Source organism: Nesterenkonia sp. PF2B19, from assembly GCF_001758425.2.
Lineage (GTDB): Bacteria > Actinomycetota > Actinomycetes > Actinomycetales > Micrococcaceae > Nesterenkonia > Nesterenkonia aethiopica.
On the sequence record NZ_MDSS02000008.1, the window covers coordinates 37,332 to 60,783 of the forward strand.

At 69.0% G+C, this 23,452-nt stretch carries 16 protein-coding genes and 1 pseudogene; 7 read left to right on the forward strand and 10 right to left on the reverse strand.

Going from position 1 to position 23,452, the window contains the following annotated elements:
• Positions 1 to 110: 110 nt before the first annotated feature.
• From rho to argS, 6 genes and pseudogenes are all read right to left on the reverse strand, one after another.
• The gene (rho, locus tag BCY76_RS03975; protein WP_237089957.1) at positions 111 to 2,012 is read right to left on the reverse strand and encodes a transcription termination factor Rho; all 1,902 of its coding nucleotides are present in this window, start codon (positions 2,010 to 2,012) and stop codon (positions 111 to 113) included.
• Positions 2,013 to 2,639: 627 nt separating this feature from the next.
• Positions 2,640 to 3,683: a homoserine kinase gene (gene thrB, locus BCY76_RS03980; RefSeq protein WP_070162160.1), complete on the reverse strand. Its 1,044-nt coding sequence runs from the start codon at positions 3,681 to 3,683 to the stop codon at positions 2,640 to 2,642.
• An 86-nt stretch (positions 3,684 to 3,769) separates the two neighbouring features.
• The gene (thrC, locus tag BCY76_RS03985; RefSeq protein WP_070162125.1) at positions 3,770 to 4,879 is read right to left on the reverse strand and encodes a threonine synthase; all 1,110 of its coding nucleotides are present in this window, start codon (positions 4,877 to 4,879) and stop codon (positions 3,770 to 3,772) included.
• Positions 4,880 to 4,947: 68 nt separating this feature from the next.
• A complete protein-coding gene (locus BCY76_RS03990; protein WP_085437193.1) occupies positions 4,948 to 6,276 on the reverse strand; it encodes a homoserine dehydrogenase in 1,329 nt (442 codons plus the stop codon).
• Between the two features lie 93 nt (positions 6,277 to 6,369).
• A pseudogene (lysA, locus tag BCY76_RS03995) lies at positions 6,370 to 7,841 on the reverse strand (diaminopimelate decarboxylase).
• A 5-nt stretch (positions 7,842 to 7,846) separates the two neighbouring features.
• A complete protein-coding gene (gene argS / locus BCY76_RS04000; RefSeq protein WP_070162128.1) occupies positions 7,847 to 9,487 on the reverse strand; it encodes an arginine--tRNA ligase in 1,641 nt (546 codons plus the stop codon).
• A gap of 136 nt (positions 9,488 to 9,623) precedes the next feature.
• Between argS and BCY76_RS04005 the strand changes: the two genes are divergently transcribed.
• From BCY76_RS04005 to BCY76_RS04035, 7 genes are all read left to right on the forward strand, one after another.
• On the forward strand, positions 9,624 to 9,983 hold the full coding sequence (locus BCY76_RS04005) for an ArsR/SmtB family transcription factor (protein WP_070162130.1): 360 nt from the start codon (positions 9,624 to 9,626) through the stop codon (positions 9,981 to 9,983).
• Positions 9,984 to 10,004: 21 nt separating this feature from the next.
• On the forward strand, positions 10,005 to 10,982 hold the full coding sequence (locus BCY76_RS04010) for an SRPBCC family protein (RefSeq protein ID WP_070162132.1): 978 nt from the start codon (positions 10,005 to 10,007) through the stop codon (positions 10,980 to 10,982).
• 245 nt (positions 10,983 to 11,227) lie between these two features.
• Complete coding sequence (locus BCY76_RS04015; RefSeq protein ID WP_237089955.1) at positions 11,228 to 13,642, forward strand: LamG-like jellyroll fold domain-containing protein; 2,415 nt, start codon at positions 11,228 to 11,230, stop codon at positions 13,640 to 13,642.
• Positions 13,643 to 13,977: 335 nt separating this feature from the next.
• Complete coding sequence (locus tag BCY76_RS04020) at positions 13,978 to 15,222, forward strand: Gfo/Idh/MocA family protein (protein ID WP_070162134.1); 1,245 nt, start codon at positions 13,978 to 13,980, stop codon at positions 15,220 to 15,222.
• 31 nt (positions 15,223 to 15,253) lie between these two features.
• On the forward strand, positions 15,254 to 16,198 hold the full coding sequence (locus BCY76_RS04025) for a carbohydrate ABC transporter permease (RefSeq protein ID WP_070162136.1): 945 nt from the start codon (positions 15,254 to 15,256) through the stop codon (positions 16,196 to 16,198).
• 14 nt (positions 16,199 to 16,212) lie between these two features.
• On the forward strand, positions 16,213 to 17,169 hold the full coding sequence (locus BCY76_RS04030) for a carbohydrate ABC transporter permease (protein WP_070162138.1): 957 nt from the start codon (positions 16,213 to 16,215) through the stop codon (positions 17,167 to 17,169).
• A gap of 11 nt (positions 17,170 to 17,180) precedes the next feature.
• Positions 17,181 to 18,539 carry an ABC transporter substrate-binding protein gene (locus tag BCY76_RS04035; protein ID WP_085437195.1) on the forward strand — a complete coding sequence of 453 codons (1,359 nt, stop codon included), beginning with the start codon at positions 17,181 to 17,183 and terminating at the stop codon, positions 18,537 to 18,539.
• Positions 18,540 to 18,658: 119 nt separating this feature from the next.
• On the opposite strand, the gene purU is transcribed toward BCY76_RS04035, so the two are convergent.
• Genes purU through BCY76_RS04055 form a run of 4 tightly spaced genes read right to left on the reverse strand, consistent with a single transcriptional unit; the run spans position 18,659 to position 23,448 of the window.
• Entirely contained in the window at positions 18,659 to 19,528 is an 870-nt protein-coding gene (gene purU / locus BCY76_RS04040) for a formyltetrahydrofolate deformylase (RefSeq protein WP_070162140.1), read from the reverse strand.
• Positions 19,507 to 20,241, reverse strand: coding sequence for a sarcosine oxidase subunit gamma (locus BCY76_RS04045; RefSeq protein ID WP_070162142.1), 735 nt, complete (start codon positions 20,239 to 20,241; stop codon positions 19,507 to 19,509). The genes purU and BCY76_RS04045 overlap by 22 nt, the downstream gene beginning before the upstream one ends.
• Positions 20,234 to 23,149 carry a sarcosine oxidase subunit alpha family protein gene (locus tag BCY76_RS04050; RefSeq protein ID WP_070162144.1) on the reverse strand — a complete coding sequence of 972 codons (2,916 nt, stop codon included), beginning with the start codon at positions 23,147 to 23,149 and terminating at the stop codon, positions 20,234 to 20,236. Before BCY76_RS04050 ends, BCY76_RS04045 begins: the two co-directional genes overlap by 8 nt.
• Complete coding sequence (locus BCY76_RS04055) at positions 23,146 to 23,448, reverse strand: sarcosine oxidase subunit delta (protein WP_070162146.1); 303 nt, start codon at positions 23,446 to 23,448, stop codon at positions 23,146 to 23,148. The genes BCY76_RS04050 and BCY76_RS04055 overlap by 4 nt, the downstream gene beginning before the upstream one ends.
• Between the last annotated feature and the right edge of the window lie 4 nt (positions 23,449 to 23,452).

The window sequence follows — 23,452 nt, forward strand, 5'->3', positions numbered from 1 at the left end:
GGGTGAAGGCCTTCTGCTGCGGGTCGACAGGAACGTGGGACATGATGCGACGACGGCGCCGGGAGAGGGCTGCGCGCCCTCTCCCGGCGCCGTCGTTCGACGTCGGGACGCTAGTCCTTCTTGTTCTTGTCCCCCAGCGTGGTCTTGTTGGCCAGCATGAGGAACTCGGCGTTCGAACCGGTCTCCTTGAGCTTGTTGATCAGCAGCTCCAGGCCCTGCTGCTGCTCCAGGCCCGAGAGGACACGGCGCAGCTTCCACATGATCTTGATCTCGTCGGGAGAGAGCAGGTTCTCCTCGCGGCGGGTCGAGGACGCGTTGACGTCCACGGCCGGGAAGATGCGGCGGTCGGCCAGGTACCGCGACAGGCGCAGCTCCATGTTGCCGGTGCCCTTGAACTCCTCGAAGATGACCTCGTCCATCTTGGATCCGGTCTCGACCAAGGCGGTCGCGAGGATCGTGAGGGATCCGCCGTTCTCGATGTTGCGCGCCGCACCGAAGAAGCGCTTCGGCGGGTAGAGGGCGTTGGCGTCCACACCGCCGGAGAGGATCCGGCCGGACGCCGGGGCCGCGGTGTTGTAGGCGCGGCCCAGACGGGTCATCGAATCCAGCAGCACGACGACGTCCTTGCCCAGCTCCACGAGCCGCTTGGCACGCTCGATGGCGAGCTCCGCGACGGTGGTGTGATCGTCGGCCGGACGGTCGAAGGTCGAGGCGATGACCTCGCCGTCGACCGTGCGCTGCATATCGGTGACCTCCTCGGGGCGCTCGTCGACGAGCACCATCATGAGGTGGACCTCAGGGTTGTTCGTCTTGATCGCCTTGGCCAGGGACTGCAGGATCATCGTCTTGCCGGCCTTGGGCGGGGAGACGATGAGGCCGCGCTGGCCCTTGCCGATGGGGGCGATCAGGTCGATCACCCGGGGACCGACCAGCTTCGGGTCGCCCTCCAGGCGCAGCCGCTCCTGCGGGTACAGGGGCACCAGCTTGGTGAAGTCGACGCGGTCGGTGTTCGCCTCCGCGGGACGGCCGTTGACCGCCTCCAGCTTCACCAGCGCGTTGAACTTCTGACGCTTGTTCTGGTTCTCGCCCTCCCGCGGCGCCCGGATGCTGCCGTGCACGGCGTCACCCTTGCGCAGGTTGTACCGCTTGACCTGCGCCAGCGAGACATAGACGTCGTTCTGGCCCGGCAGGTAGCCGGAGGTCCGGATGAACGCGTAGTTGTCCAGGACGTCCAGGATGCCGGCGACCGGCACCAGGACGTCATCCTCGGTGACCTCGGTGTCATCGACCTCCGGGTTGCCCCGTCCGCGGCGACGGTTCCCGCGCTCGTTGCGGTTGCGGTTGCGACGGTTGCGCCGACCGCCGTCGCCATCGCGACCGTCTCGACCATCGCGGCCGTCACGACCGCCGTCGCGACCACCATCGCGGCCGCCGCGCCCTTCGTCCTGGGACTTCTGACCGCCGCGCTGACCGTCCTTCTGGTCGCGCTGACCGTCCTTCTGGCCGTCCCGGCCGCCCTTCTGGCGGTCACGTTGGCCGTCCTGACCGCCCTTCTGGGACTGGTCGTCGCCGCGTCGCCCGCGGCCCTTCTGCTGGTCCTGCTTCTGCTGGTCCTGCGCGTCGGTACCCTGGCCCTTCGCCTGAGCCTTGTCCTGGCCCTTGTCCTGGCCCTTGTCCTGGGACTTCGAGCTGCCGCGGGCATCCGAGTCGGCACGGCCGTTGCGTCCGCCGCGGCCACCCTGCTTCTCAGACTTCTCCGAGCCCTTCTCCGAGCCCTGGGCCGTGTCCTGGCCAGCGCCCTTCTCGGCAGGCTTCTCGGAGCCCTTGCCGGAGCTCTTGTCTGTGTCCTTGCCGGCGTCCTTCTTGGCACGATCCTCCCGGTCGGCGACGGCGCCGCCGCGCTGATGAGCCGAGATCGCCTCGACCAGCGCGGATTTGCGCATCCGCGAGCTGCCCGTGATGCCGAGCTGCTGGGCCAGCGCCTGCAGCTGGGCGAGCTTCAGACCGGCCAGCCCGCCTCCCTTGCCGTCGTCGCCGGAGGCCGGAGCCTGGTCCGGAGCCTGGTCCGCCGTCTTGGGGGCCGCCTTAGGGACCGTGGCCCGACGACGGGTCGTCTTCTTCTCCGCGGGCGCCGATCCCTCGGCCGCTGCGGCGGTGGTCTGTGTCGAGCCGCCGGTCACGGCGGTCTCGGCTCCCTGAGCCTGAGTGGTCTCAGCGGTGGTGTCTGTCACGAAGGATTCCTTCCCCCTCGTCAGGCAGGAGCGGCGCGGAGCGAACCGGGGCAGATCAGCTCTGCTCGGGGCGCGTTCCGACGTCGTCGTCCTGCATCGTGTCTTCAACGGCTCGTCAGATGGCCGTCGGTCTGTTCGTCCTCTTCCGCACGTCCACAGTCGAGAGAGACCCTCTCTGGGATCTTCGGAACGTCATGATGACATCGCGAGACGCGTCCCACTCCGAGCCGAAACCCGGAGTCTGGACATGATGCGCACAGAGAAGAAGGCGACTCGCGCGGAAGAAGTGCGGTGATCGTCTCCAGGACCGGTGATGATGGCCTGGTGACGATGCGGGGCGCCGTGCACGGGAGAGCCGCATGCGACCGATCGTCGCATGGCCTGCTGCCGTGGGGCACACCGCGGTGATCACCGCGGGTACTCCTCCACTGTAGCACCTGCGCGGCTGATCGGCAGGATCGCCGGGGTCCACATGTCGTCCGTCCTGGCGGCATGGTCCGCGATGTGCGACCGGGCCGCGCGCGCCGCAGAGTCCCCGGCCGCCAGCACCAGCACCGAGGGCCCGGCTCCGGAGATCACGGCGGCGTGACCGGCCTCCCGGAGCGAGTCCACCAGGGCCATGGACGGTGCGAAGGCGGCACGCCGCTGCTCCTGGTGCAGACGGTCGCAGGTGGCCGCGAGCAGCAGCTCTGGAGCGGAGGTGAGCGCATGGACCAGCAGTCCGGTGCGGGCGGAGTTCGCCGCGGCATCGGCATGCAGCACGACCTCCGGCAGCACACCCCGGGCCTCGGCGGTCGACTGTTCGACGTCGGGCACGGCCAGGACGGTGCGCAGCTCCTCGTGCGGGATCAGAGGTACGGTGTGGAACCGGTCCCCCTCCTGCCAGGACAGGGCCACTCCTCCGCGCAGGGCGGGCACATAGTTGTCCGGGTGCCCCTCGACGCGGGAGCCGATCTGCAGCTTCTCCTCGTCAGTGAGCCCGTCCGGGAGCAGCTCGTCGGCGATGATGACGGCGGAGGCCACCGCCGCCGCCGAGGAGCCCAGGCCGCGACTGTGCGGAATGTGGTTGTGCGCACGCACCTCGAGGTCGGGCATCCCGACGCCGTGTCGGGCCATGATCCTCTCGATGAGCGAAACGACCAGGTGGGTGGCGTCGCGGGGCAGCGTCGCCGCGCCCTCACCCTCCACACTGACGGTGACCTGCGGGCGGTCCCCGTCCCGGCGCGGAGTCGCGACGACGTCGATGATGTCGTGCAGATCGAGCGCGAGCCCCATGCAGTCATAGCCGGGCCCCAGGTTGGCGGAGGTCGCGGGCACACGCAGGCGGAAGCTGCGCGGCGCCGTCAGCGGCGCCGTCAACGGGGCCGCCGGCGACCCCGGGTGCTGTGCTGACCGTGACTCGCCGGTGAGCGCCTCCTCGGCGCCGAAGCCCTGGCCCAATGTGATGCCCATGTTCTCCTGCTCTGTCAGTCGCGCGTCAGGCCTGCCGCGGTCGTCGCCGGTCGGTTCCCGCGGATCCTGCATTCCGCCGACGCCGCTCACAGGCCCAGCTGGCGAGCCACGGTCTCCACGTCCTGCGGCAGCCTCGTCGGCTCCACGTCGCTGCCGTCGGCGTTCTTCAACGCCCAGTCAGGATCCTTCAGCCCATGCCCGGTCACCGTGATGACCACCGAGAGACCCGAGGGCACCTCACCGGCGGCATGCTTGCGGATCAGCCCGGCGACACCGGCCGCCGAGGCCGGCTCCACGAAGACGCCCTCCTTGGAGGAGAGCCACCGATGGGCGGCGAGGATCTCCTCGTCCGTGACCGACTCGATCACGCCGCCCGACTCCTCGCGGGCGGCTTCGGCCTTCTCCCAGGAGGCCGGGTTGCCGATGCGGATCGCGGTGGCCACAGTGTCCGGCTCGGTGATGGGGTGGCCCGCCACGATCGGCGCAGCGCCGGCCGCCTGGAACCCCCACATGGCGGGCGTGCGCGTGGCCCGAGGGCTCAGCGGCTGGGCGGCCTGGCCCTGATGCGGATTGGTCCAGGTGGCGGCGTACTCCTGATACCCCTTCCAGTACGCCGTGATGTTGCCGGCATTGCCCACGGGCAGAAGGTGCAGGTCAGGAGCGTCACCGAGAGCATCGACGACTTCGAAGGCCCCGGTCTTCTGCCCTTCGATGCGCGCGGGGTTCACGGAGTTCACCAGGAAGACCGGATAGGCCTCGGCAAGCTTGCGGGCGATGTCCAGGCAGCCGTCGAAGTTGCCGTCGATCTGGATCAGCTCGGCGCCGTGGGCCACGGCCTGGCTCAGCTTCCCCATGGCGATCTTGCCGGCGGGGACGAGCACGGCACAGGTCAGACCGGCCTGCGTGGCGTAGGCCGCGGCCGAGGCCGAGGTGTTGCCGGTCGACGCGCAGACCACCGCCTGTGCGCCCTGGGCGACGGCCGCGGTGATCGCCATCGTCATGCCCCGGTCCTTGAAGGACCCGGTGGGGTTCATGCCTTCGACCTTGAGGTGCACGTCGCCGTCGATCAGTTCGGAGAGCGCGGGCGCATGCACCAGCGGAGTGCCGCCCTCCCCCAGGGTGATGATGCGGGTGTCGTCGTCGACCGGAAGCCGGTCGGCGTATTCGCGGATCACTCCGCGCCACTGATGCGCCACAGCGTTGCTCTCCTGTTCCTGCGGTTCTATCGGGTGGGCAGGCGGCCCGCGGTGGGGCGGCCCAGGTGCTACTGCTCGATCTCGACGCGCAGCACCGAGGTGACGGCACGCACGACGTCGAGGGCCTTCAGCGTGGCCACGGTCTGAGCCAGGGACTTCTCCTGGGCGGGGTGCGTGACCACCTGCAGCACAGCGCCGTTGTCCTGCTCGGTGTCGACCTCCCCGTCGACGGAGACGATGCCCGGCTGGCGCATGGCCTCGATGGAGACGTGGTGGTCGGCGAAGACCCGCGCGATCTCCGCGATCACGCCCTCCTCGTCTGCCACCTCCATGTCGATGTAGTACTGGGTCCGGGCCTTCTCGATGGGCAGCGCCGACACGGTCTCGGTCGGCTCGGAGGGCTCCAGGGCCGTGGTGCCGTGACGCAGAAGCCGCGCGGCGGAGACGAGGTCCCCGAGCACGGCAGACGAGGTGGGCACACCGCCGGCGCCCTGGCCGTAGAACATGAGCTCCCCGGCGTTCTCGGCCACGACGAAGACCGCGTTGAACGCCCCCCGCACACTGGCCAGCGGATGGGTGCGTGGCAGCAGAGTCGGGTGGACCCGCAGCACGGCGCCCTCCCCGTCGAAGATCTCGGCGATCGCGAGCAGCTTGATGACGTAGCCGGAGGCGGCGGCGGCCTCGATGTCCGCCGCAGAGACGGCCGTGATGCCCTCACAGTGGACGTCATCGATGGTGAACGGGGCGTGGAAGGCCAGCGTGCCCAGGATCGCGGCCTTGGCGGCGGCGTCATGGCCTTCGACGTCAGCGGTCGGATCGGCTTCGGCGTAGCCCAGTCGCTGAGCCTCGGTGAGCGCATCGTCGAACGCCGCACCGGTGGTGTCCATCTGGTCCAGGATGTAGTTGGTGGTCCCGTTGACGATGCCCATCACCTTGGTGATGCGGTCGCCCGAGAGGGACTCCTGGATGGGACGCAGGATCGGGATGGCCCCGCCCACCGAGGCTTCGAAGTGCAGCGGAGCGCCGGTCTCGGCCGCCACGGCGGAGAGCTCCCCGCCGCGGGTGGCCAGCAGGGCCTTGTTCCCCGTGACGACGGCGGCTCCGCGGCGCAGCGCCCGCTCGATCAGGCTGCCGGCCGGTTCCAGCCCGCCCAGCAGTTCGATGACCAGGTCAGCCTGGTCCACCAGCGACTCAGCGTCGGTGGTGAGCAGCTCCCCGGGGATCCGCCAGTCACGGGGCGCCTCGACGTCGCGCACGGCGACCCCGATCAGCCGGACGGGGGTTCCCACGCGAGCGCTGATGAGCTCTCGCTCCTCCACCAGAGTCCGTGCCACCTGGGCACCGACGTTCCCTGCTCCGAGCAGGCCGATCGTCAGCGGTTCTGCAGCGCTGGCCATGGTCACCCCGTTCTGTGTGCGGTCGTGGTCAGGTCGTCTGGGGCTGCCGTCGCCTCGAGCGCCGAGTCGACCTGCCTGCTGGGCCGATCGGACTCAGTCCTGCGCGGCGAAGCCGGTGTCGCGGCGGAGCATCTGCTCCTCGGTCTCGCGGCGGATGAGCACCCGGGAGGCCCCGTCCTTCACCGCGACCACAGCGGGACGGGCCAGGAGGTTGTAGTTGCTCGAGAGCGAATGACAGTAGGCACCGGTCGCGGGGACCGCGAGGAGGTCGTCCCGCGCCGTCGTCGTCGGCAAGTATACGTCCCGCACGACGATGTCTCCGGATTCGCAGTGTTTGCCCACTATGCGAGACAGCACATGGTTCCCGGTCACCTTCCGACCCGCCAGCACGGCGGAATAGTCGGCGTCGTAGAGCACCCCACGGGCGTTGTCGCTCATCCCGCCGTCCACGGCCACATACCGACGGGACAGCGTCTGGCCGGAAGGCCCGTCCACTTGGACGTCCTTCTGCACGCCCACCCGGTACAGGGTCACCCCGGCAGGACCGACGATCGCCCGGCCCGGCTCGATGGAGATCCGTGGCACCTCGATCCCCTCGCGTCGCAGGCGGTGCGTACCGCACCGGCCAGGGCCTGGGCGATCTGCCGGGGGTGCCGCGGGGAGTCGGCCTCGGTGTAGGCGATGCCATGGCCTCCGCCGAGATCGAGCTCCGGCAGCTCGACCCCGTGCCGGGCCCGCACCCGACCGAGCAGGCCGATGAGCTTGGCGGCTGCCACCTCGAAGCCCTCCGGCTCGAAGATCTGCGAGCCGATGTGGCAGTGCAGTCCGCGCAGCTCGATGTGCTCGGCCGCCAGGGCGTGCTCGACTGCGGACCAGGCCGGCGAGCCGGCGTAGGGGTTCTCCTGGTCGGTGTCGGCGTCGGAGGACGGGGTCAGCGAGAGTCCGAACTTCTGGTCCTCATGCGCGGTGGCGATGTACTCATGGGTCGAGGCGTGCACCCCGGGGGTGAGCCGCAGCATCACCGGGGCGGTGACGCCGGCGGACCTCGCCAGCTGATCGATCCTCGCCAGTTCGTCGAGCGAATCAGCGATGATCCGGCCGATGCCGGCCTTCAGTGCGCGGACGATCTCGGCATCGGACTTGTTGTTGCCGTGCAGGCCGATGCGGGCGGGCTCGACCTCGGCGGCCAGCGCCACGGCGAGCTCACCACCGGAGGCAGTGTCCACGCACAGGCCCTCCTCGGCAGCCCAGCGTGCCGCGTGCGTGCTCAGAAAGGCCTTGCCCGCATAGAACACGTCCACGTCGGTCTCCGGGGCGAACGCCTCGGAGAAGGCCTCGACGAAGGCCCGGGCGCGGCTCCGGAAATCGTCTTCGCTGATCACATACAGCGGCGTCCCGTGCTGTGCCGCCAGCGTCTCGACGTCGACTCCACCGAGGACGAGACGCCCCTGGTCGTCCCGATGAGCGTCAGCCGGGAACAGCTTGTCCTCCAGCGCAGCGCTGTCGGTGAGCGGCCGGAGCCACTCCGGGGCCAGCGGGTGGGGCCCGGCGACTGTCTCGGTCATGGGTCTCACATCCTCTCCGGCGCGGAGACCCCGAGTAGGGCGAGCCCGTTGCGCAGCACCTGCACGGTGGCGTCGTTGAGCCACAACCTCGTGCGGTTGGTGTCTGTGATCTCCTCGCCAGCGCGGGGCACCATGCGGCATGTCGCGTACCAGGAGTGGTACGCCGCGGCCACCGTCTCCAGATGGCGGGCCACACGGTGCGGCTCCCGCATCTCGGCGGCCCGAGCCACCACGGAGGGGAACCGGCCCAAGTGCGCGAGCAGCTCCTCCTCGGTGGCATGGGTCAGCAGGGACGCGTCGAAGCCGTCGCGTCCCACTCCGGCCTCGACCGCGTTGCGGGCCGCCGCACACGCCCTGGCGTGCGCGTACTGGACGTAGAAGACGGGATTGTCATTGGACTTCGAGCGCAGCAGCTCCGGGTCGATGTCGATCGGCGAGTCGGCCGGGTACCGGGCCAGCGTATAGCGCAGGGCGTCAGCGCCGAGCCAGGAGATGAGGTCGGCGAGCTCGATGATGTTGCCCGCGCGCTTGGACAGCTTCGCGCCCTTGACGCTCATCAGCTGACCGATCAGGATCTCGATGTTGCGCTCGGGGTCGTCTCCCGCACAGGCGGCGATGGCCTTCAGCCGGGCCACATACCCGTGGTGGTCTGCGCCGAGGAGGTAGATCTTCTCCTCGAAGCCGCGCTCCCGCTTGGAGAGGTAGTAGGCCGCGTCGGCGGCGAAGTAGGTGGGCTCGCCGTCGGCCTTGAAGAGGACCCGGTCCTTGTCGTCCCCGAAGTCGGTGGTGCGCAGCCAGACCGCGCCGTCACGGTCCTCGATGTGCCCCTGGGCCCTGAGGGTGTCCACCGCGGCCGCGATCCGACCCTCGTCGTGCAGCGACTGCTCGGAGTAGTAGACGTCGAAATGCACGCCGAACTCGGCAAGCGTGTCCTTGATCTGCCCGAGCTGCGCCTGATAGGCGAGCTCCCGGACGACGGGCAGCGCATCCTCCCGCGGCAGGTCGCGGAGGTCGGCGCGCGCGGCCAGCGCCTCCTCGGCGAGCTCCCGGGTGTACTCCCCGGGATAGCCGCCCTCGGGCACGTCCTCGCCGTGGACTCGGGCGAGGACGGAGGAGGCGAAGACGTTCATCTGATTGCCGGCGTCGTTGATGTAGTACTCGCTGGTGACGTCGGCGCCGGAAGCCCGCAGCAGGCGGGCCAGGGCATCGCCCAGGGCGGCCCACCGGGTGTGGCCGAGGTGCAGCGGGCCCGTGGGGTTGGCGGAGACGAACTCCATGTTGATCACGTGCCCGGCCAGCGCCTCGTTGTGGCCGAAACCGCCTCCGGTCTCCACGATGGTGCGGGCCAGCTCTCCGGCCGCGGCGGCGTCGAGGGTGATGTTGATGAACCCGGGACCGGCGATGTCCACCGCCGCCACGCCGTCGGTCTCCCTCAGGCGGGCGGCCAGAAGCTCGGCGAGCTGCCTCGGCGCCATGCCGGCCTTCTTGGCCAGCTGCAGCGCCACCGTGGAGGCCCAGTCGCCGTGCTCCCTGTTCTTGGGTCGCTCGATGATGATCGTCTCAGGGATCTCGATGGCCAGCTCGCCGGCCTCGACGGCCTCGGAGAGCACACGGGTCACTGCTGCGGAGAGTTCTTCGGGAGTCACCCCGACAGTCTACGGCGACGGCGGCCGAGCCAGAAAGCGAGCGCCGGACGGCCACTCCCTCTCATCCCCCTTCTCATCGGATCCCGAGGCGAACACCTCTTGACGGACCCACCCCTACCGCCTAACGTGCAACCTGATGGTTGTATTTCACGACACGGTCGCCCTCGACGCCGAACCACCCTCGTCGGAGGTCGTCGATCGGATCTTCCGCGCCCTGGCGGATGCCACGCGGCGCGACATCATCCGCCGCACACTCATCGAGGAGGAATCCATCTCATCGCTGGCGGAGACCTATGACATGTCCTTCGCCGCCGTCCAGAAGCACGTCAGCACCCTGGTCTCTGCCGGTCTCGTGGACAAGACGGCCCACGGCCGGGAGCGCCGGGTCCGCGCCCGCCCCGACACCATCCGCCACGCCCAGTCCCTGCTGCGGCAGTACGAACAGCTCTGGCGAGACCGGATCGACCGGCTCGACCAGCTGCTCGCCGACGACTGAGCCCGCCTGAAAGGCAGCACCATGCCCATCACCGCAGTCGAGAAGGACCTCGACGCCCTGACGATGACCATCACCGCCGATTTCCCCGTGCCGGTCCGCCGCCTCTGGGATGCCTACGCAGACCCCCGGCAGCTCGAGCGGTTCTGGGGGCCGCGCGAATGGCCCGCCACCTTCACCCGCCATGACATGTTCCCCGGCGGGCGCTCCCACTACGTGATGACCGGTCCCGACGGCGAGAGCGCCGGCGGATGGTGGGAGTTCCTCGACGTAGAGCCCCCGCACGCCTTCGAAGTCCTGGACGGATTCGCCGGCCCTGACGGCCAGCCGGCCCAGGACATGCCCACCACCCGCATGAGATTCACCTTCGAGGAGACGGCCCACGGATCCCGCCTGGTCGTCCGTGCGGTGTTCACCTCCGCCGAGGATCTGGACGAGCTGCTGAGGATGGGCATGGAGGAAGGCACCGTCTCCGCGATGAGCCAGATCGAGGAGGTCCTCGACGATGCGGGCGACCGCACGCCACCTCGGCCCGCCCGCTCCCAGCTGCTCAACGACACCCAGGTGCGCGTCAGCCGGGTGATCTCCGGGTCCCTGGAGGACGTCTCCGAGGCTCACCGTCGCCCGGACCTGTTGCAGCGCTGGCTGCTGGGCCCCGACGGGTGGACCATGCCGGTCTGCGAGGTCGCCGAGGAGCCCGGAGACACCTATCGCTACGAATGGGAGTCGGAGGACGGTCAGCAGCGCTTCGGCTTCACCGGGGAGCTGCTGGAGGCCCAGCCTCCCCATCGGGAGGTGACCTCCGAGCAGATGATCGGCATGGACGGCCCCGGCACGACCAACGAGCTCACCCTGACCCCGGTCGACGGCGGCACACTGCTGAGCCTGGTCATCACCTATCCGGACCGGGAGCTGCGGGACACGGTGCTGGGCACCGGCATGGTGGACGGCATGGAGACCAGCTATGCCCGACTCGAATCTGAGGTGCTCGCCGCCCGCTGACACCCTCCCTCGGTCGGCATCACCGCAGGGTTCACATGCGAGGGGTGCAGCTCGCTCCCGCCCGGGCTCCGGAGCGGACGGCGGGTGCACCCCTCACCCTTGACACAGATGTCCAACGTTGTAACCTCGATCACATTACAACGTTGCATCACCGCCTCGGCGATGCGGCGTCGACGCGATGGCGGCGTCACCGGCTGCGCCGTCGTCGCACCCTGCCCAACCGCTCGACCCCTGAGGAGAACCCCGTGACCATCCGGAGCATCCCCCGGGCCACCGCGGCGACCATGCTCGCCGCGGCCCTGACCCTGACTCTGACGCCCACCGCGTCCTCCGCACCCCACGCTCCGCCGGGCCCGCCGGGCCCGCCGGGCCCAGACCTGCCCGAACCGCCGACGTTCACCGAGGTGGAGGTGCATGATCCCGCGCTGGTCACGGCTGGCGGCGAGCACTGGGTGTTCGGCTCACACTTGGCCGCGGCGAGCACCACCGACTTCGTCGACTGGGAGCAGCAGGCGAACCACGTCACCCCCGAGAACCCGCTGTTCGACGACGTGACCGAGGAGCTCGCTGACGCCCTCGCCTGGGCCGAGACGGACACGCTCTGGGCTCCGGATGTGATCGAGCTGCCGGACGGGCGGTTCGCGATGTACTACAACGCGTGCCGAGGAGATTCGCCACGATCCGCCATGGGGGTGGCGATCGCCGAGCAGGTGGAGGGCCCCTATGTGGATCAGGGCATCATCCTGCGCTCCGGGCACCGCGAGGACGAGGGGCCCAGCGAAGACGGCACCCCGTACGACCCGACCGTCCACCCGAACGTGGTGGACCCTGCCGTCTTCTACGACGAGGACGGCGAGCTCTGGATGGTCTACGGCTCCTATTCCGGCGGCATCTTCGTCCTGGAGCTCGACGAGAGCACCGGCCTGCCGGAGCCGGATCAGGGGTACGGCACGCACCTGATGGGCGGCCATCACAGCCGCATCGAGGCTCCCGACATGATGTACGACCCGGACTCGGGCCACTACTACCTGTTCACCACCTTCGGCGGCCTCGACTCCTTCGGCGGATACAACGTGCGGGTGGCACGCGCCGAGAGCCCCGCCGGCCCGTTCTACGACGCCGCGGGCCACGATATGCGGGAGGTGGCCGCCGACCCTGACCTGCCGATCTTCGACGACGAGAGCATCGAGCCCTACGGCACCAAACTGATGGGCAACTTCCTCTTCCAGCGGGAGCTGGGAGACCCCGGCGAGGGTGACGGGGTCGGCTACGTCTCCCCCGGCCACACCACGCACCATCTGGATCCGGAGACCGGGCGGATGCACTTGATCTTCCACTCCCGATTCCCGGGCCAGGGCGAGCGTCACCAGGTGCGCGTCCATGAGATGCACCTCACTGCCGACGGGTGGCCCGTGGTGGCACCCCATCGCTACGCCGGGGCTGAGGCGCAGAAGGTGCACCGACCCGACGTAGTCGGCGACTACCGACTCATCGACCACGGCCGAGCGATCAGCGACGAGATCACCGAGGCGGTGGACATCACCCTGGAACAGGACGGCCGGATCTCCGGGGAGATCTCGGGCCGCTGGAAGCTGACCGGACAGCATGGCGCCGAACTGACCGTCGACGGCCAGATCTTCACCGGCGTCTTCAGCCACCAATGGGACGCCACGGCCGAGGACTGGGCGCTGACCTTCAGCGTCGTCTCCTCGGAAGGCGTCTCCCTGTGGGGCAGCCAGCTGCAGCCGATGAGCGACGACGACGCCCTGGCCGCCGTCGTCGCGGATCTGCCGCTGCACGGCGTCGACGAGGCGCTGTCGGACCTGGATCTCCCGGAGCACGGCACCCGCGGGACGACGATCTCCTGGTCCAGCAGCGACGAGGCGGTCATCGGCGCCGACGGGCAGGTCACCCGCCCCGGCCCAGGAGAGGAGGACGCACACGTCACCGTGACCGCCGAGGTCAGCCTCGGCGAACGGCAGGAGTCGGCGAGCTTCGAGATCATGGTGCCGGCCCGTCCCGAACCGGGGCTCGTAGCTCACTACGCCTTCGACGGCGACCTCAGCCCCGCCAGCGCCTCTCCGAGCCTGGCCGACGGCGTGCTCACCGGTGAGCGGATCGACGACCTCCACGAGGACGGTTCGGCCGAGTTCACCGACGGCGTCGCGGGAGAAGCGCTCGCCTTGGACGGCACCTCCGGGGTCCGCCTGCCGGACGGGCTGATCGCTGACACGGACTACGCGGTCAGCTTCTGGGTGCGCCCTGACTCGGTGAGCACCTACACGACGACCTTCTTCGGCGCCCGCTCGGACACCGCCTGGGTCAGCCTGGTCCCCGACGCCGGTCCGGACGCCGGATCGAACACTGCGCTGTGGTCGGGTTCCCAGGCCCCTTACCTCGGTGATACAGGCACCCAGCTGCCTGTGCACGAGTGGACCCACATCGCCGTCTCGGTGTCCGAGGGCGAGGCACAGGTCCACCTCGACGGCGACCTCGTGCACTCGGGTGACGGCTTCCCCGAGGTGTTCACCACCTCTGACGGCGTCTTCGCCCTCGGCGTGAACTGGTGGGACACACCGTTCCACGGTGCGATCGACGAGCTGAAGGTCTTTCACGGAGGACTCGACGCGGAGGAGGTCGCCGAGCTGGCCGCGCGCTGAAGCGGTCACCGGCACCGCGACATCCTCACATCGTCGATCCCACACAACTCAACACTGATGCATCCCCCTCAGGGGCGGCCGATCCTACTGATCGGCCGCCCCTGAGGCATTCCACCCCACTCGTCCGCTCTCTGGTCACCGCGGGCATCTGCGGAAATGTGGCCTGTTCATGATTACATCGATGGATTCAATCGTTTCACCTGATCAGACGATATGTGAGCCTTGACACACCGTTCCTTTTCGTTGATAGTTGAGCGCAAATGTTGAGGCATGTTCGATCTCTCAGACATCCTGACAAATACCCACCCACCTCGTCGCGACGGAAGGACCCCCTGATGAACCAGCTGCCCCTTGAGCCCACCTCTCCCCTCGCCCCCGAGGCCGGGAGCCTGAGCATCGGCGTCGTCGGCGCCGGCCAGTTCTCCAAGAGCTTCGCCACCCTCTGGGACCTCCACCCGAACGTCTCCCAGCTCTCCGTCACGGACCTGCAGCCCGAACGCGCCGAACAGCTCGCAGCCCACTACGACGGCGCCACCGTGGTGGGCAGCTTCGAGGAGATGCTGGCCTCCGACGTCGACGCCGTGGCCATCTTCACCCAGCGCTGGACCCACGGCCCGCTCGTCCTGGCCGCCCTGGAGGCCGGCAAGCACGTGTACTCCGCCGTCCCCATGGCCGTGGAGCTCACCGAGATCGAACAGATCATCGCCGCCGTGGAGCGCACCGGACTCACCTACATGATGGGCGAGACCAGCTACTACAACCCCGCCACCGTGTATATGAGGGAGAAGATCCGCTCCGACGAGCTCGGCCAGGTCTTCTACTCCGAAGGAGACTACGTCCACGACATGGACCTCGGCTTCTACGCGGCCTATCAGTACAGCGGCGGCGAGAACTGGAAGGCCACCGCGAGCTACCCGCCCATGCTCTACCCCACCCACGCGCTCGGCGGGGTCCTCGGCGCCCTCCCCGCCCACGCCGTCAGCGTGAGCTGCCTGGGGGTGAAGGACCGCCGGAACGACGGGGTCTTCGACCGCGAGGTGAGCATGTTCGACAACGACGTCTCCAATGCCACGGCCCTCTTCGAGCTCTCGGACGGAGGCTGCCTGCGCACCAATGAGATGCGTCGGGTCGGCTACCCCTGCCACATCCGCGAATCCCGTTTCCGGTTCTTCGGCACCGAGGCCAGCTTCGAGCAGCTCGCCCACCAGACGGTGTGGAACGACAAGACCGAGTCCCGCGACATCTCCGCAGACTTCCTGCCGGTGCGGGACAGCAGCGGGGACACGGACCTGAGCGACGTCGACCCCGCGCTGCGTGCGGCCTTCACCTCCGGCACCGCGCCCGTCCATGACCGGTCGCGTCTGCCCCACACCTTCGAGGGCGCGCCGAACGGTCACGAGGGCGCGCACCACTTCCTCGCGGACGACTTCGTCCGCGCCGTGGTCACCGGAGAGCTCCCCCCGGTCAACGCCTGGCTGGCGGCGAAGTTCACCGCCCCCGGCATCGTGGCCCACGCCTCCGCCCGCGACGGCGGCACCCGGATGGACATCCCGCACTTCGGCGACGGACCCGGCCGCTGAACGGCGTCCGGAGACCTGAGGGAGACCCGTGATGAGTGCTGTCGAGAACCCTGCCCCGGCCCCGACGTCGTCCGGCGCCCACCGACTCCGACCGAAACGCGCCGTCGGCCGCCGGGATGACACCCGGCTCGCCCTGCTGTTCATCCTGCCCGCCCTGGTCGGCCTGCTGCTCTTCTACTTCTGGCCCCTGGTCCGCGGCATCTGGCTGAGCTTCACCTCCTGGGACATCCTGACCCCGGCCCGGTTCGTCGGACTGGCCAACTACCAAGAGATGATCTCCGACCCCGTCTTCTGGAACGCGGTGCGGGTGACCCTGCTGTACGTGGTCATCAACATTGGGATCCAGACCGTGGTCGCCCTGGTGCTGGCGGTGCTGATGCAGCGTCTGAGCCGCTCGATCGTGCTGCGCTCGCTGGTGCTGACGCCGTTCCTGGTCTCCAACGTGGTCGCCGCCCTGGTGTTCCTGTGGATCCTGGACTTCCAACTCGGCATCGGGAACCATTTCCTGGAATGGCTGGGCGTGGGCCGGGTCGGCTTCTTCACCACCGAGGCTTGGGTGATCCCCACGATCGCGCTGGTCAACGTGTGGCGCCACATGGGATACACCGCCCTGCTGCTGTTCGCCGGTCTGCAGGCCATCCCCGGCAACCTCTACGAGGCCGCGCGCGTGGACGGCGCCTCCGAGATCCGTCAGTTCTTCACCATCACCCTGCCGCTTCTGCGGCCCATCCTGGGGCTGGTGCTGATCATCTCGGTGATCGGCTCGTTCCAGGTCTTCGACACCGTGGCGGTCACCACCGGCGGCGGCCCCGTCGACGCCTCCCGCGTGCTGCAGCTCTACATCTATGACAACGCCTTCGGCCAGTTCAACTTCGGGTACGCCGCCGCGCTGAGCGTGGCGATGCTGGTGATCCTCATGGTGGTCACCGTCCTGCAGTACCGGGTGACCCGGGCCGGCCAGACGGACCTGAACTGAGGAAGGGGACGATCATGAGCACCGCAGCCACCGCCACCGCCCGCGGCGCCGAGGAGGCGCGCCCCGCCGCACGGCCGCCGTCAGGCACATCCCGACGCCGGCTCTCTCCAGGACGCGTCCTGGCTTGGACAGTGATGATCATCCTGCTGATCATCACACTGTTCCCCTTCTTCTGGATGCTGCGCACCGCACTGTCCAGCAACTCCGCGCTCTATGCCGAAGCCGTCTCCCTGATGCCGGCCGACGCCAACCTGGGAGGCTTCCAGCGGGTCTTCGGACTTCAGGAGACCGAGCAGGCCATCGCGGAGGGCGGCTCCGGCGCCTCGATCGACTTCTGGCGCTACCTGGTCAATACCGTCCTGGTCGCCACCGGGATCACCGTGTGCCAGGTCTTCTTCTCCGCCATGGCCGCCTACGCGTTCTCCCGGCTGCAGTGGAAGGGCCGGGACGTCGTCTTCGGGCTGTTCCTCCTCTCCCTGATGGTTCCGGTCATCTTCACCCTGCTGCCGAACTTCCTCCTGGTCCGCGAGCTGGGGCTGATCGACACCCTCCTGGGCATCATGCTCCCGAGCATGTTCATGACGCCGTTCGCGATCTTCTTCCTCCGACAGTTCTTCATGAACGTCCCCACCGAGGTGGAGGAGGCGGCGCTGATCGACGGCGCCGGGAGGGTCCGGGTGTTCTTCACCCTGATCATCCCGATGACGGCGGGGCCCATCGCGACCGTGTCGATCCTGACCTACATCACCGCCTGGAACGACTACCTGTGGCCGCTGATGGTCTCCTACACGGACGCCTCCCGCGTGCTCACCGTCGCACTGGGCAACTTCACGGAGCAGAGCCCGCAGACCGGGCCGGACTGGGCCGGACTGATGGCCGCGACGCTGGTCGCCGCTCTGCCCATGCTGCTGCTGTTCATGCTCTTCGCCCGACGGATCGTCAGCTCCATCGGCTTCAGCGGGATCAAATGAGGAGACCACAGATGAGACGCGCACATTCGTCACGTGCCGCACGCCGCGGCGTCGGACTGGGGCTGGCCGCGTTGGCGGCGACCTCCGCCACCGGATGCGGGATCGCCCTGGGTGAGGACACCCTCGCCCTGGACTACTGGCTCTGGGACGCGAACCAGCTGCTGCCGTATCAGCACTGCGTCGACGCCTTCGAGGAGGAGAACCCGGACATCGAGGTCAGGATCAGCCAGTACGGCTTCGACGACTACTGGATGAAGCTCACCGCCGGCTTCGTCGCCGGCACCGCCCCGGACGTGTTCACCGATCATCTCTCCCGGTACCCGGAGTACGTGCAGCGGGAGCTGCTGCTGGACCTCGACGCGCTGGAGGCCACCGCGGCGGTGGACGCCGAGGAGTTCCACGACGGTCTGGCGGACCTCTGGGTCGGCGAGGACGGCGGCTGGTACGGCATGCCGAAGGACTTCGACACGGTGGCGATCTTCTACAACGAGCAGATGCTCGCCGACGCCGGGCTCACGCCCGCCGACCTCGAGGACCTGGACTGGAACCCCGATGACGGCGGCTCCTTCGAAGAGATCGTCGCCCGCCTCACCGTCGACTCCGACGGCAACCGCGGAGACGAGGAGGACTTCGACCCGGACGACGTCGCCGTCTACGGGCTGGCCTCGCAGGGCTCCGGCGGCACCTCCGGGCAGACCATGTGGTCCTGGACTGCGGGGTCCACCGGATGGCGCTTCACCGACGCCGATGTGTGGGGCCAGGAGTACAACTTCGACGATCCTCGACTCCATGACTCTCTGGAGTGGCTGTTCGGCTTCGTGGACAAGGGGTACCTGGCCTCCTACGAGGAGGTGGGCGGCGATGCCAACGCCCAGCAGCAGCTCGGCTCCGAACAGGCCGCCATGTCCACCGACGGCTCCTGGATGCTGAACTCCTACACCCGGCTCGACGGCGTCGACGTCGGCATCGCTCGGCTTCCGGCGGGGCCCGCGGGTCACCCGGTGTCGATGTACAACGGGCTGGCCGACTCCATCAGCGCCGACACGGATCACCCGGAGGAGGCGGCGCGGTTCGTGGCCTTCCTGGGCTCGGAGACCTGTCAGAACATCGTCGGCGACGCCGCCGTCGTGCTCCCGGCTCGACCCGAGTCCACCGAGCGGGCCATCGAGGCCTTCGGTGAGCGCGGCATCGACGTCGCCCCCTTCACGGACCTGGTGGAGGCCGGGCACACCATGTTCTACCCGGTCACCGACCAGTTCGGCTCGATCGATGCGCTGATGACACCGGCCATGGACGAGATCTACATCGGTGGTCGGGACGCCGAGACGCTGGCCGACCTCAACGAGCGGGTCAACGCCATGCTCGAGTGACCGCTCCAGCCGCGTCCGCGGGGGCCACGCGGCCCTGTTCAGACAGGGCGGGCCCCTGAACCTGAGCGGTTCAGGGGCCCGCCCTCACCGGCGCGGATGCTCTGCGGCTGATCCGCAGCTCAGCGGAGCACGACGGTCTTGCCGCCGTGGAGGATGACCCGGCCTTCGGCGTGCCAGCGCACCGCATCGGAGAGCGCCTTGCATTCGGTGTCCCGTCCGGCGGCCACCAGGTCCTCAGGTCCGTGGGTGTGGTCCACATCCAGCACCTGCTGGGCGATGATGGGACCCTCATCGAGCTCGCTGTTCACGTAGTGCGCCGTGGCGCCGACGGTCTTCACACCGCGCTCGAAGGCCTGGTGGTAGGGCTTGGCTCCCTTGAAGCTGGGCAGGAACGAATGGTGGATGTTGATCACCCGTCCCTCCATGCGAGTGGCCAAGGAGTCGCTGAGGATCTGCATGTACCGGGCCAGCACCACCAGGTCGATCTCCAGGCGATCCACCAGGTCCAGCAGCTGCTGCTCGGCCTGCGGCTTCGTCTCCGGGGTCACCGGGATATGGACGAACGGCACATCATGCCATTCGACCAGCCGCTGATGATCCGGATGGTTGGACACCACCGCGACGATCTCGATGGGCAGATCACCCTTCCGGGTGCGGAAGAGCAGGTCGTTGAGGCAGTGTTCGAACTTCGAGACCATCACCAGCACACGGGGCTTGGCATCAGCGGCCCGCAGCGACCAGTTCATGCCGAAGCGCTCCGCCACCGGGGCCAGGTCCGCCTCCACAGCGGCCAGGGCGGCGGCAGCGTCGTCTGGGTCCCCACTCTCGGCCCGTGCCCGCAGGAAGAAGCGTCCCGCCCGCGGGTCGTTGAACTGGGCCAGCTCCATGATGTTGCACCCGTGGGCCAGAAGCACCTCGCTCACGGCATGGACGATCCCCAAGGTGGAAGGGCAGTCCAGGGTCAGGATCATCCCACGGTCGCTGGGCATGTGGCCTCCTCAGGCTGGTCGGTCGGGGTCGAGGCCGGCCGGTGCTCACGTGAGGCGTCGAGCAGCCAGCGGGCCACATGGTCGGCGAAGGAGATCCGCGGCATCACGCGGAACGTATCCGAGTCGGGGCCCTCGTCATGCCCGTTCCCGGTGCCGGTTCCAGTGCCGGTTCCAGTGCCGGTTCCAGAGCCGGTTCCAGTGCGCCACAGCAGCACCGGCACCAGGCTCAGCGTGGTCACCACCGCGGAGCCGGGCGGCAGCCCCCGAGGGTGCAGGTCCACCGGCACGCCCTTCTCCAGCACGTCGCGGGCACGATCCCCGGAGATCTCCAGGATCGTCCGGTTGGCGGAGAGGTCCACCACCTGGCCGGGGTGCTCCCCCAACGCGTCGGTCAGCGCGACCAGCAGGTCGTGACGATCGGTCTCGGCGACGACGAGGAACTCGTCGGGCGCCAGCCACAGGGCCGCCGTCGTGGCGGGGTCTCCGCACACTTCGCCGACGCCGGAGGGAAGCCCGGCGTCCAGGGCCTCGGAGATCGCCTGGTGCGCCGCACCTCCCGGAGTCGCCCGGACTCCGATCTGTGTGGTGAACGCGATCTCCCGGACGCTGAAGCGCTCCGGGGCCGCGGCGGAGCCTGCGGCGAGGCTCTGGTGCAGATGCGCCAGTGGGGACCGTCTGAGCGCGGCGGGTCCTGACGTGTGGATCTCAGCCATCGCGGCGACTCCCTTCCGGGTCGTAGAGGACGGTGGGTTGGATGAGGACGTCGACGAGTCGGCCGTCCACCGGGGTGCGCAGCGTCTCACCGATGCGCTCTCGGCCCCGGGAGATCAGCGCCAACCCGAAGGTCCGGCCCAGGGCGGCCGACCGGTACGACGAGGTCACCCAACCCTCCATGGGCACCGGAATCTGGGCGACGTCGGTGTCGGCGGCGATCAGCTGCGCCCCTTCGAGGAGTCGGTGCTCCGGGTCCGCCGGCAGCACGGAGACCAGCTGCTTGCGGTCTTCGCGCTGGTTGTCCGGACGCGCGTAGGAACGCTTGCCGATGAAGTCCTTGCGGGTCGAGACGACCCACTCCATGCCGGCGTCCTGGGGCGTGACGGTGCCGTCGGTGTCCTGTCCGACGATGATGTACCCCTTCTCGGCGCGCAGCACGTGCATGGTCTCGGTGCCATAGGGTGTGATGCCGTAGGGAGCCCCCGCCGCGGCGATGTCCTCCCAGACCTGTGCCCCGTACCAGGAGGCCACATTGACCTCGAAGGCCAGCTCCCCGGAGAAGGAGATCCGGCAGACCCTGGCGGGGATGCCGGAGGCCAGAGTCGTCTCCCGGAAGGCCATGAACTCGAAGGCCTCCGCAGAGACGTCCAGGTCGGGGGCCAGCTCAGCGATGACGTCGCGGGACCTCGGCCCGGCCACAGCCACGGTGGCGTACTGCTCCGTGACCGAGGTGCACGTGACGTCCAGGTCCGTCCACTCGGTCTGCAGCCACTCCTCCAGCCAATCCAGGACACCGGCCGCCCCACCGGTCGTGGTGGTCATCAGATACCGGTCCTCGTCCAGACGCAGGGTCACACCGTCGTCGAAGATCATCCCGTCAGCGCCACACATCACCCCGTAGCGGGCCTTGCCCGGAGCGAGCTTCTTGAACGCGTTCGTGTAGATGCGGTTGAGGAACTCTCCGGAGTCGGTCCCGCGGATCTCGATCTTGCCCAGGGTGGTGGCGTCCATGAACCCCACTGACTCCCGCACCGCGGCGCACTCACGAAGCACCGCCTCGTCCATCGACTCACCCTCCTGGGGGAAGTACCAGGGGCGCTTCCACTGGCCGACGTCCTCGAAGACAGCCCCGTGGGCCACGTGCCAGGAATGCATCGGCGTGATCCGGGCCGGGTCGAAGAGATCTCCACGACGCCGTCCGGCCAGTGCGGCGAAGGACACCGGTGTGTACGGGGGCCGGAAGGCAGTGATCCCGATTCCCTGCGGGTTCTCCTTGCCCAGCAGCACCGCCAACGCGCCGATCAGCGCCGCACTGCTCGTCTTGCCCTGGTCATGGGCGGTGGAGATCGAGGTGTACCGCTTGACGTGCTCCACCGAGCGCATCCCGGCCCCAGCGGCGCGCATCACATCGGCCACCGTCTGATCCCGCTGAAAGTCCACGAAATGGTTCCGGTACGCCTCGGCGTCGGCGAGATCTTCATGGCCCGGCGCCGGCACAAGCCATACCGGACGGGCGGGTGCCAGAGCCTCCGGATCCGCCTGAGGAACCTGCGGGGTGCGGGCGAAGCCTGTGTCACCGGCTGCCGCGGCCCCAGCGTCGGCACCTTCCTGCAGCGCCCCAGCAAGGTCGAGGCAGCCGTTGATCATGCCCGCGGTCCGCTGGCCGGCCACCGGCCTCTCCGGCACGAAGGCCGCCAGGGAGTCTTCCCAGCGGATCGCGCCCTGCCGCTGAGTGTGCAGGTGGATGGTCGGGGTGAATCCCCCGGAGAGGGCGAGCACATCGGTCTCGACCACCGTGACCGCACCGGTGAGCGTGCCGTCCTCGGCCAACCCGCTGATGCGCACGGCCGACAGGTCTCCCTGATCGTCAGCATCAGTGCCCGCCACCACGGAACCGGCGTGCACGGGCACGCCCGCGGCCTGAGCACTCAGGGCGCGCTCCGAGAGCTCCGGCCGGGAATCGACCACCGCGGCAACCTCGCCTCCAGCCTGCTGAAGATCCTCCACCAGGTCATAGACCCAGTCCCCGGTGGTCGCGATGACGGTCCGCTCACCGGCCAACACGCCGTAGCGGTTGAGGTAGCTGCGCACCGCACTCGCCAGCATGATGCCCGGGCGGTCGTTGTCCGCGAAGACCAGGTGCCTCTCATGGGCGCCGGTCGCCAGCACGACCTGAGAGGCCCGGATGTGCCATACCCGCTCGCGCGACACCCCATCGGCCCCGGCTCCCGAGAGATGGGCGCGCCGGCGTTCTACGGCGACCAGGTAGTTCGCGTCATAGCTGCCGATGGCCGTGGTGCGCTGCAGGTGCACGCTCTCCGGGCTGTCCGCCAGTTCTCCGACCACACCGGTGATCCAGGCCCGCGCGGGCTGTCCGTCGATGCGCGCGCTGCGGCGGTCCAACAGCTCGCCGCCGGCCTCGGCCTGCTCGTCCACCAGCATCACCCGCGCACCCGAGCGGGCGGCCTCACGGGCGGCGGCCAGACCGGCGGCCCCGGCACCGACCACCAGCACGTCGGTGTGGACGTGCTTGTGGTCGTAGTAGGCCTCGTCAGCGGCAGGGTCCAGGGTCCCCAGCCCGGACAGCAATCGGACGTCCAGTCCGTCGGTGAGCTCCACCGCAGGCGCGGAGAGCATCGATTCGGTCACGGCCCCCGGCTGGTCGCCGCGCACGGAGATCAACGCATTGGGCTCCTCCACGCCGGCCGCGAAGATGCCCCGAGGGCGACCCAAGTAGATGGAGTCACCCACCCGCAGCCTCCCGGAGGCGAGCATCGCGCTGGCCACGGTGTCACCCTGCACCCCGCTGATCGTCTCACCGTCGAGGGTGAAGCGGCGGGGCCGGGTGGTCTCCACACGGGCATGGGGTGCCGCCGCAGCAGGCAGGCGGCGCGAGGTCACGGTCATGGGTGGGCTCCTTCCTGCGGACCCTGGGGAAGGTCGGTCATCCGCCCGACGGGACGGGTCTCGTGGAACTCATAGGTGACGGTGTCCCGCACGGCGTCGAACCATTTCCGGCACCCCAGGGCGTGGACCCACCGTTCGGCGAATCGTCCCTTGGTGTTGTCCCGGTAGAACAGGAAACGCGCCCATGCGGCGTCGTCGAGGGCGTGCGGGTCCTCCGGGTAGGAGACCTCCGCCTGGCCCCCATAGGTGAACTCGTTCTCATTGCGGGGTCCGCAGTGCGGACAAGGGATGAGCATCATGTCA

Coding starts and splice junctions, on each gene's coding strand:
- BCY76_RS03990 (WP_085437193.1), bottom strand. CDS start 6,276: ATGGCCAGCGCTGCAGAACCGCTGACGATCGGCCTGCTCGGAGCAGGG.
- BCY76_RS04005 (WP_070162130.1), top strand. CDS start 9,624: ATGGTTGTATTTCACGACACGGTCGCCCTCGACGCCGAACCACCCTCG.
- BCY76_RS04020 (WP_070162134.1), top strand. CDS start 13,978: ATGAACCAGCTGCCCCTTGAGCCCACCTCTCCCCTCGCCCCCGAGGCC.
- BCY76_RS04055 (WP_070162146.1), bottom strand. CDS start 23,448: ATGATGCTCATCCCTTGTCCGCACTGCGGACCCCGCAATGAGAACGAG.
- thrB (WP_070162160.1), bottom strand. CDS start 3,683: ATGGGCATCACATTGGGCCAGGGCTTCGGCGCCGAGGAGGCGCTCACC.
- BCY76_RS04025 (WP_070162136.1), top strand. CDS start 15,254: ATGAGTGCTGTCGAGAACCCTGCCCCGGCCCCGACGTCGTCCGGCGCC.
- purU (WP_070162140.1), bottom strand. CDS start 19,528: ATGCCCAGCGACCGTGGGATGATCCTGACCCTGGACTGCCCTTCCACC.
- BCY76_RS04050 (WP_070162144.1), bottom strand. CDS start 23,149: ATGACCGTGACCTCGCGCCGCCTGCCTGCTGCGGCGGCACCCCATGCC.
- BCY76_RS04010 (WP_070162132.1), top strand. CDS start 10,005: ATGCCCATCACCGCAGTCGAGAAGGACCTCGACGCCCTGACGATGACC.
- BCY76_RS04045 (WP_070162142.1), bottom strand. CDS start 20,241: ATGGCTGAGATCCACACGTCAGGACCCGCCGCGCTCAGACGGTCCCCA.
- BCY76_RS04030 (WP_070162138.1), top strand. CDS start 16,213: ATGAGCACCGCAGCCACCGCCACCGCCCGCGGCGCCGAGGAGGCGCGC.
- BCY76_RS04035 (WP_085437195.1), top strand. CDS start 17,181: ATGAGACGCGCACATTCGTCACGTGCCGCACGCCGCGGCGTCGGACTG.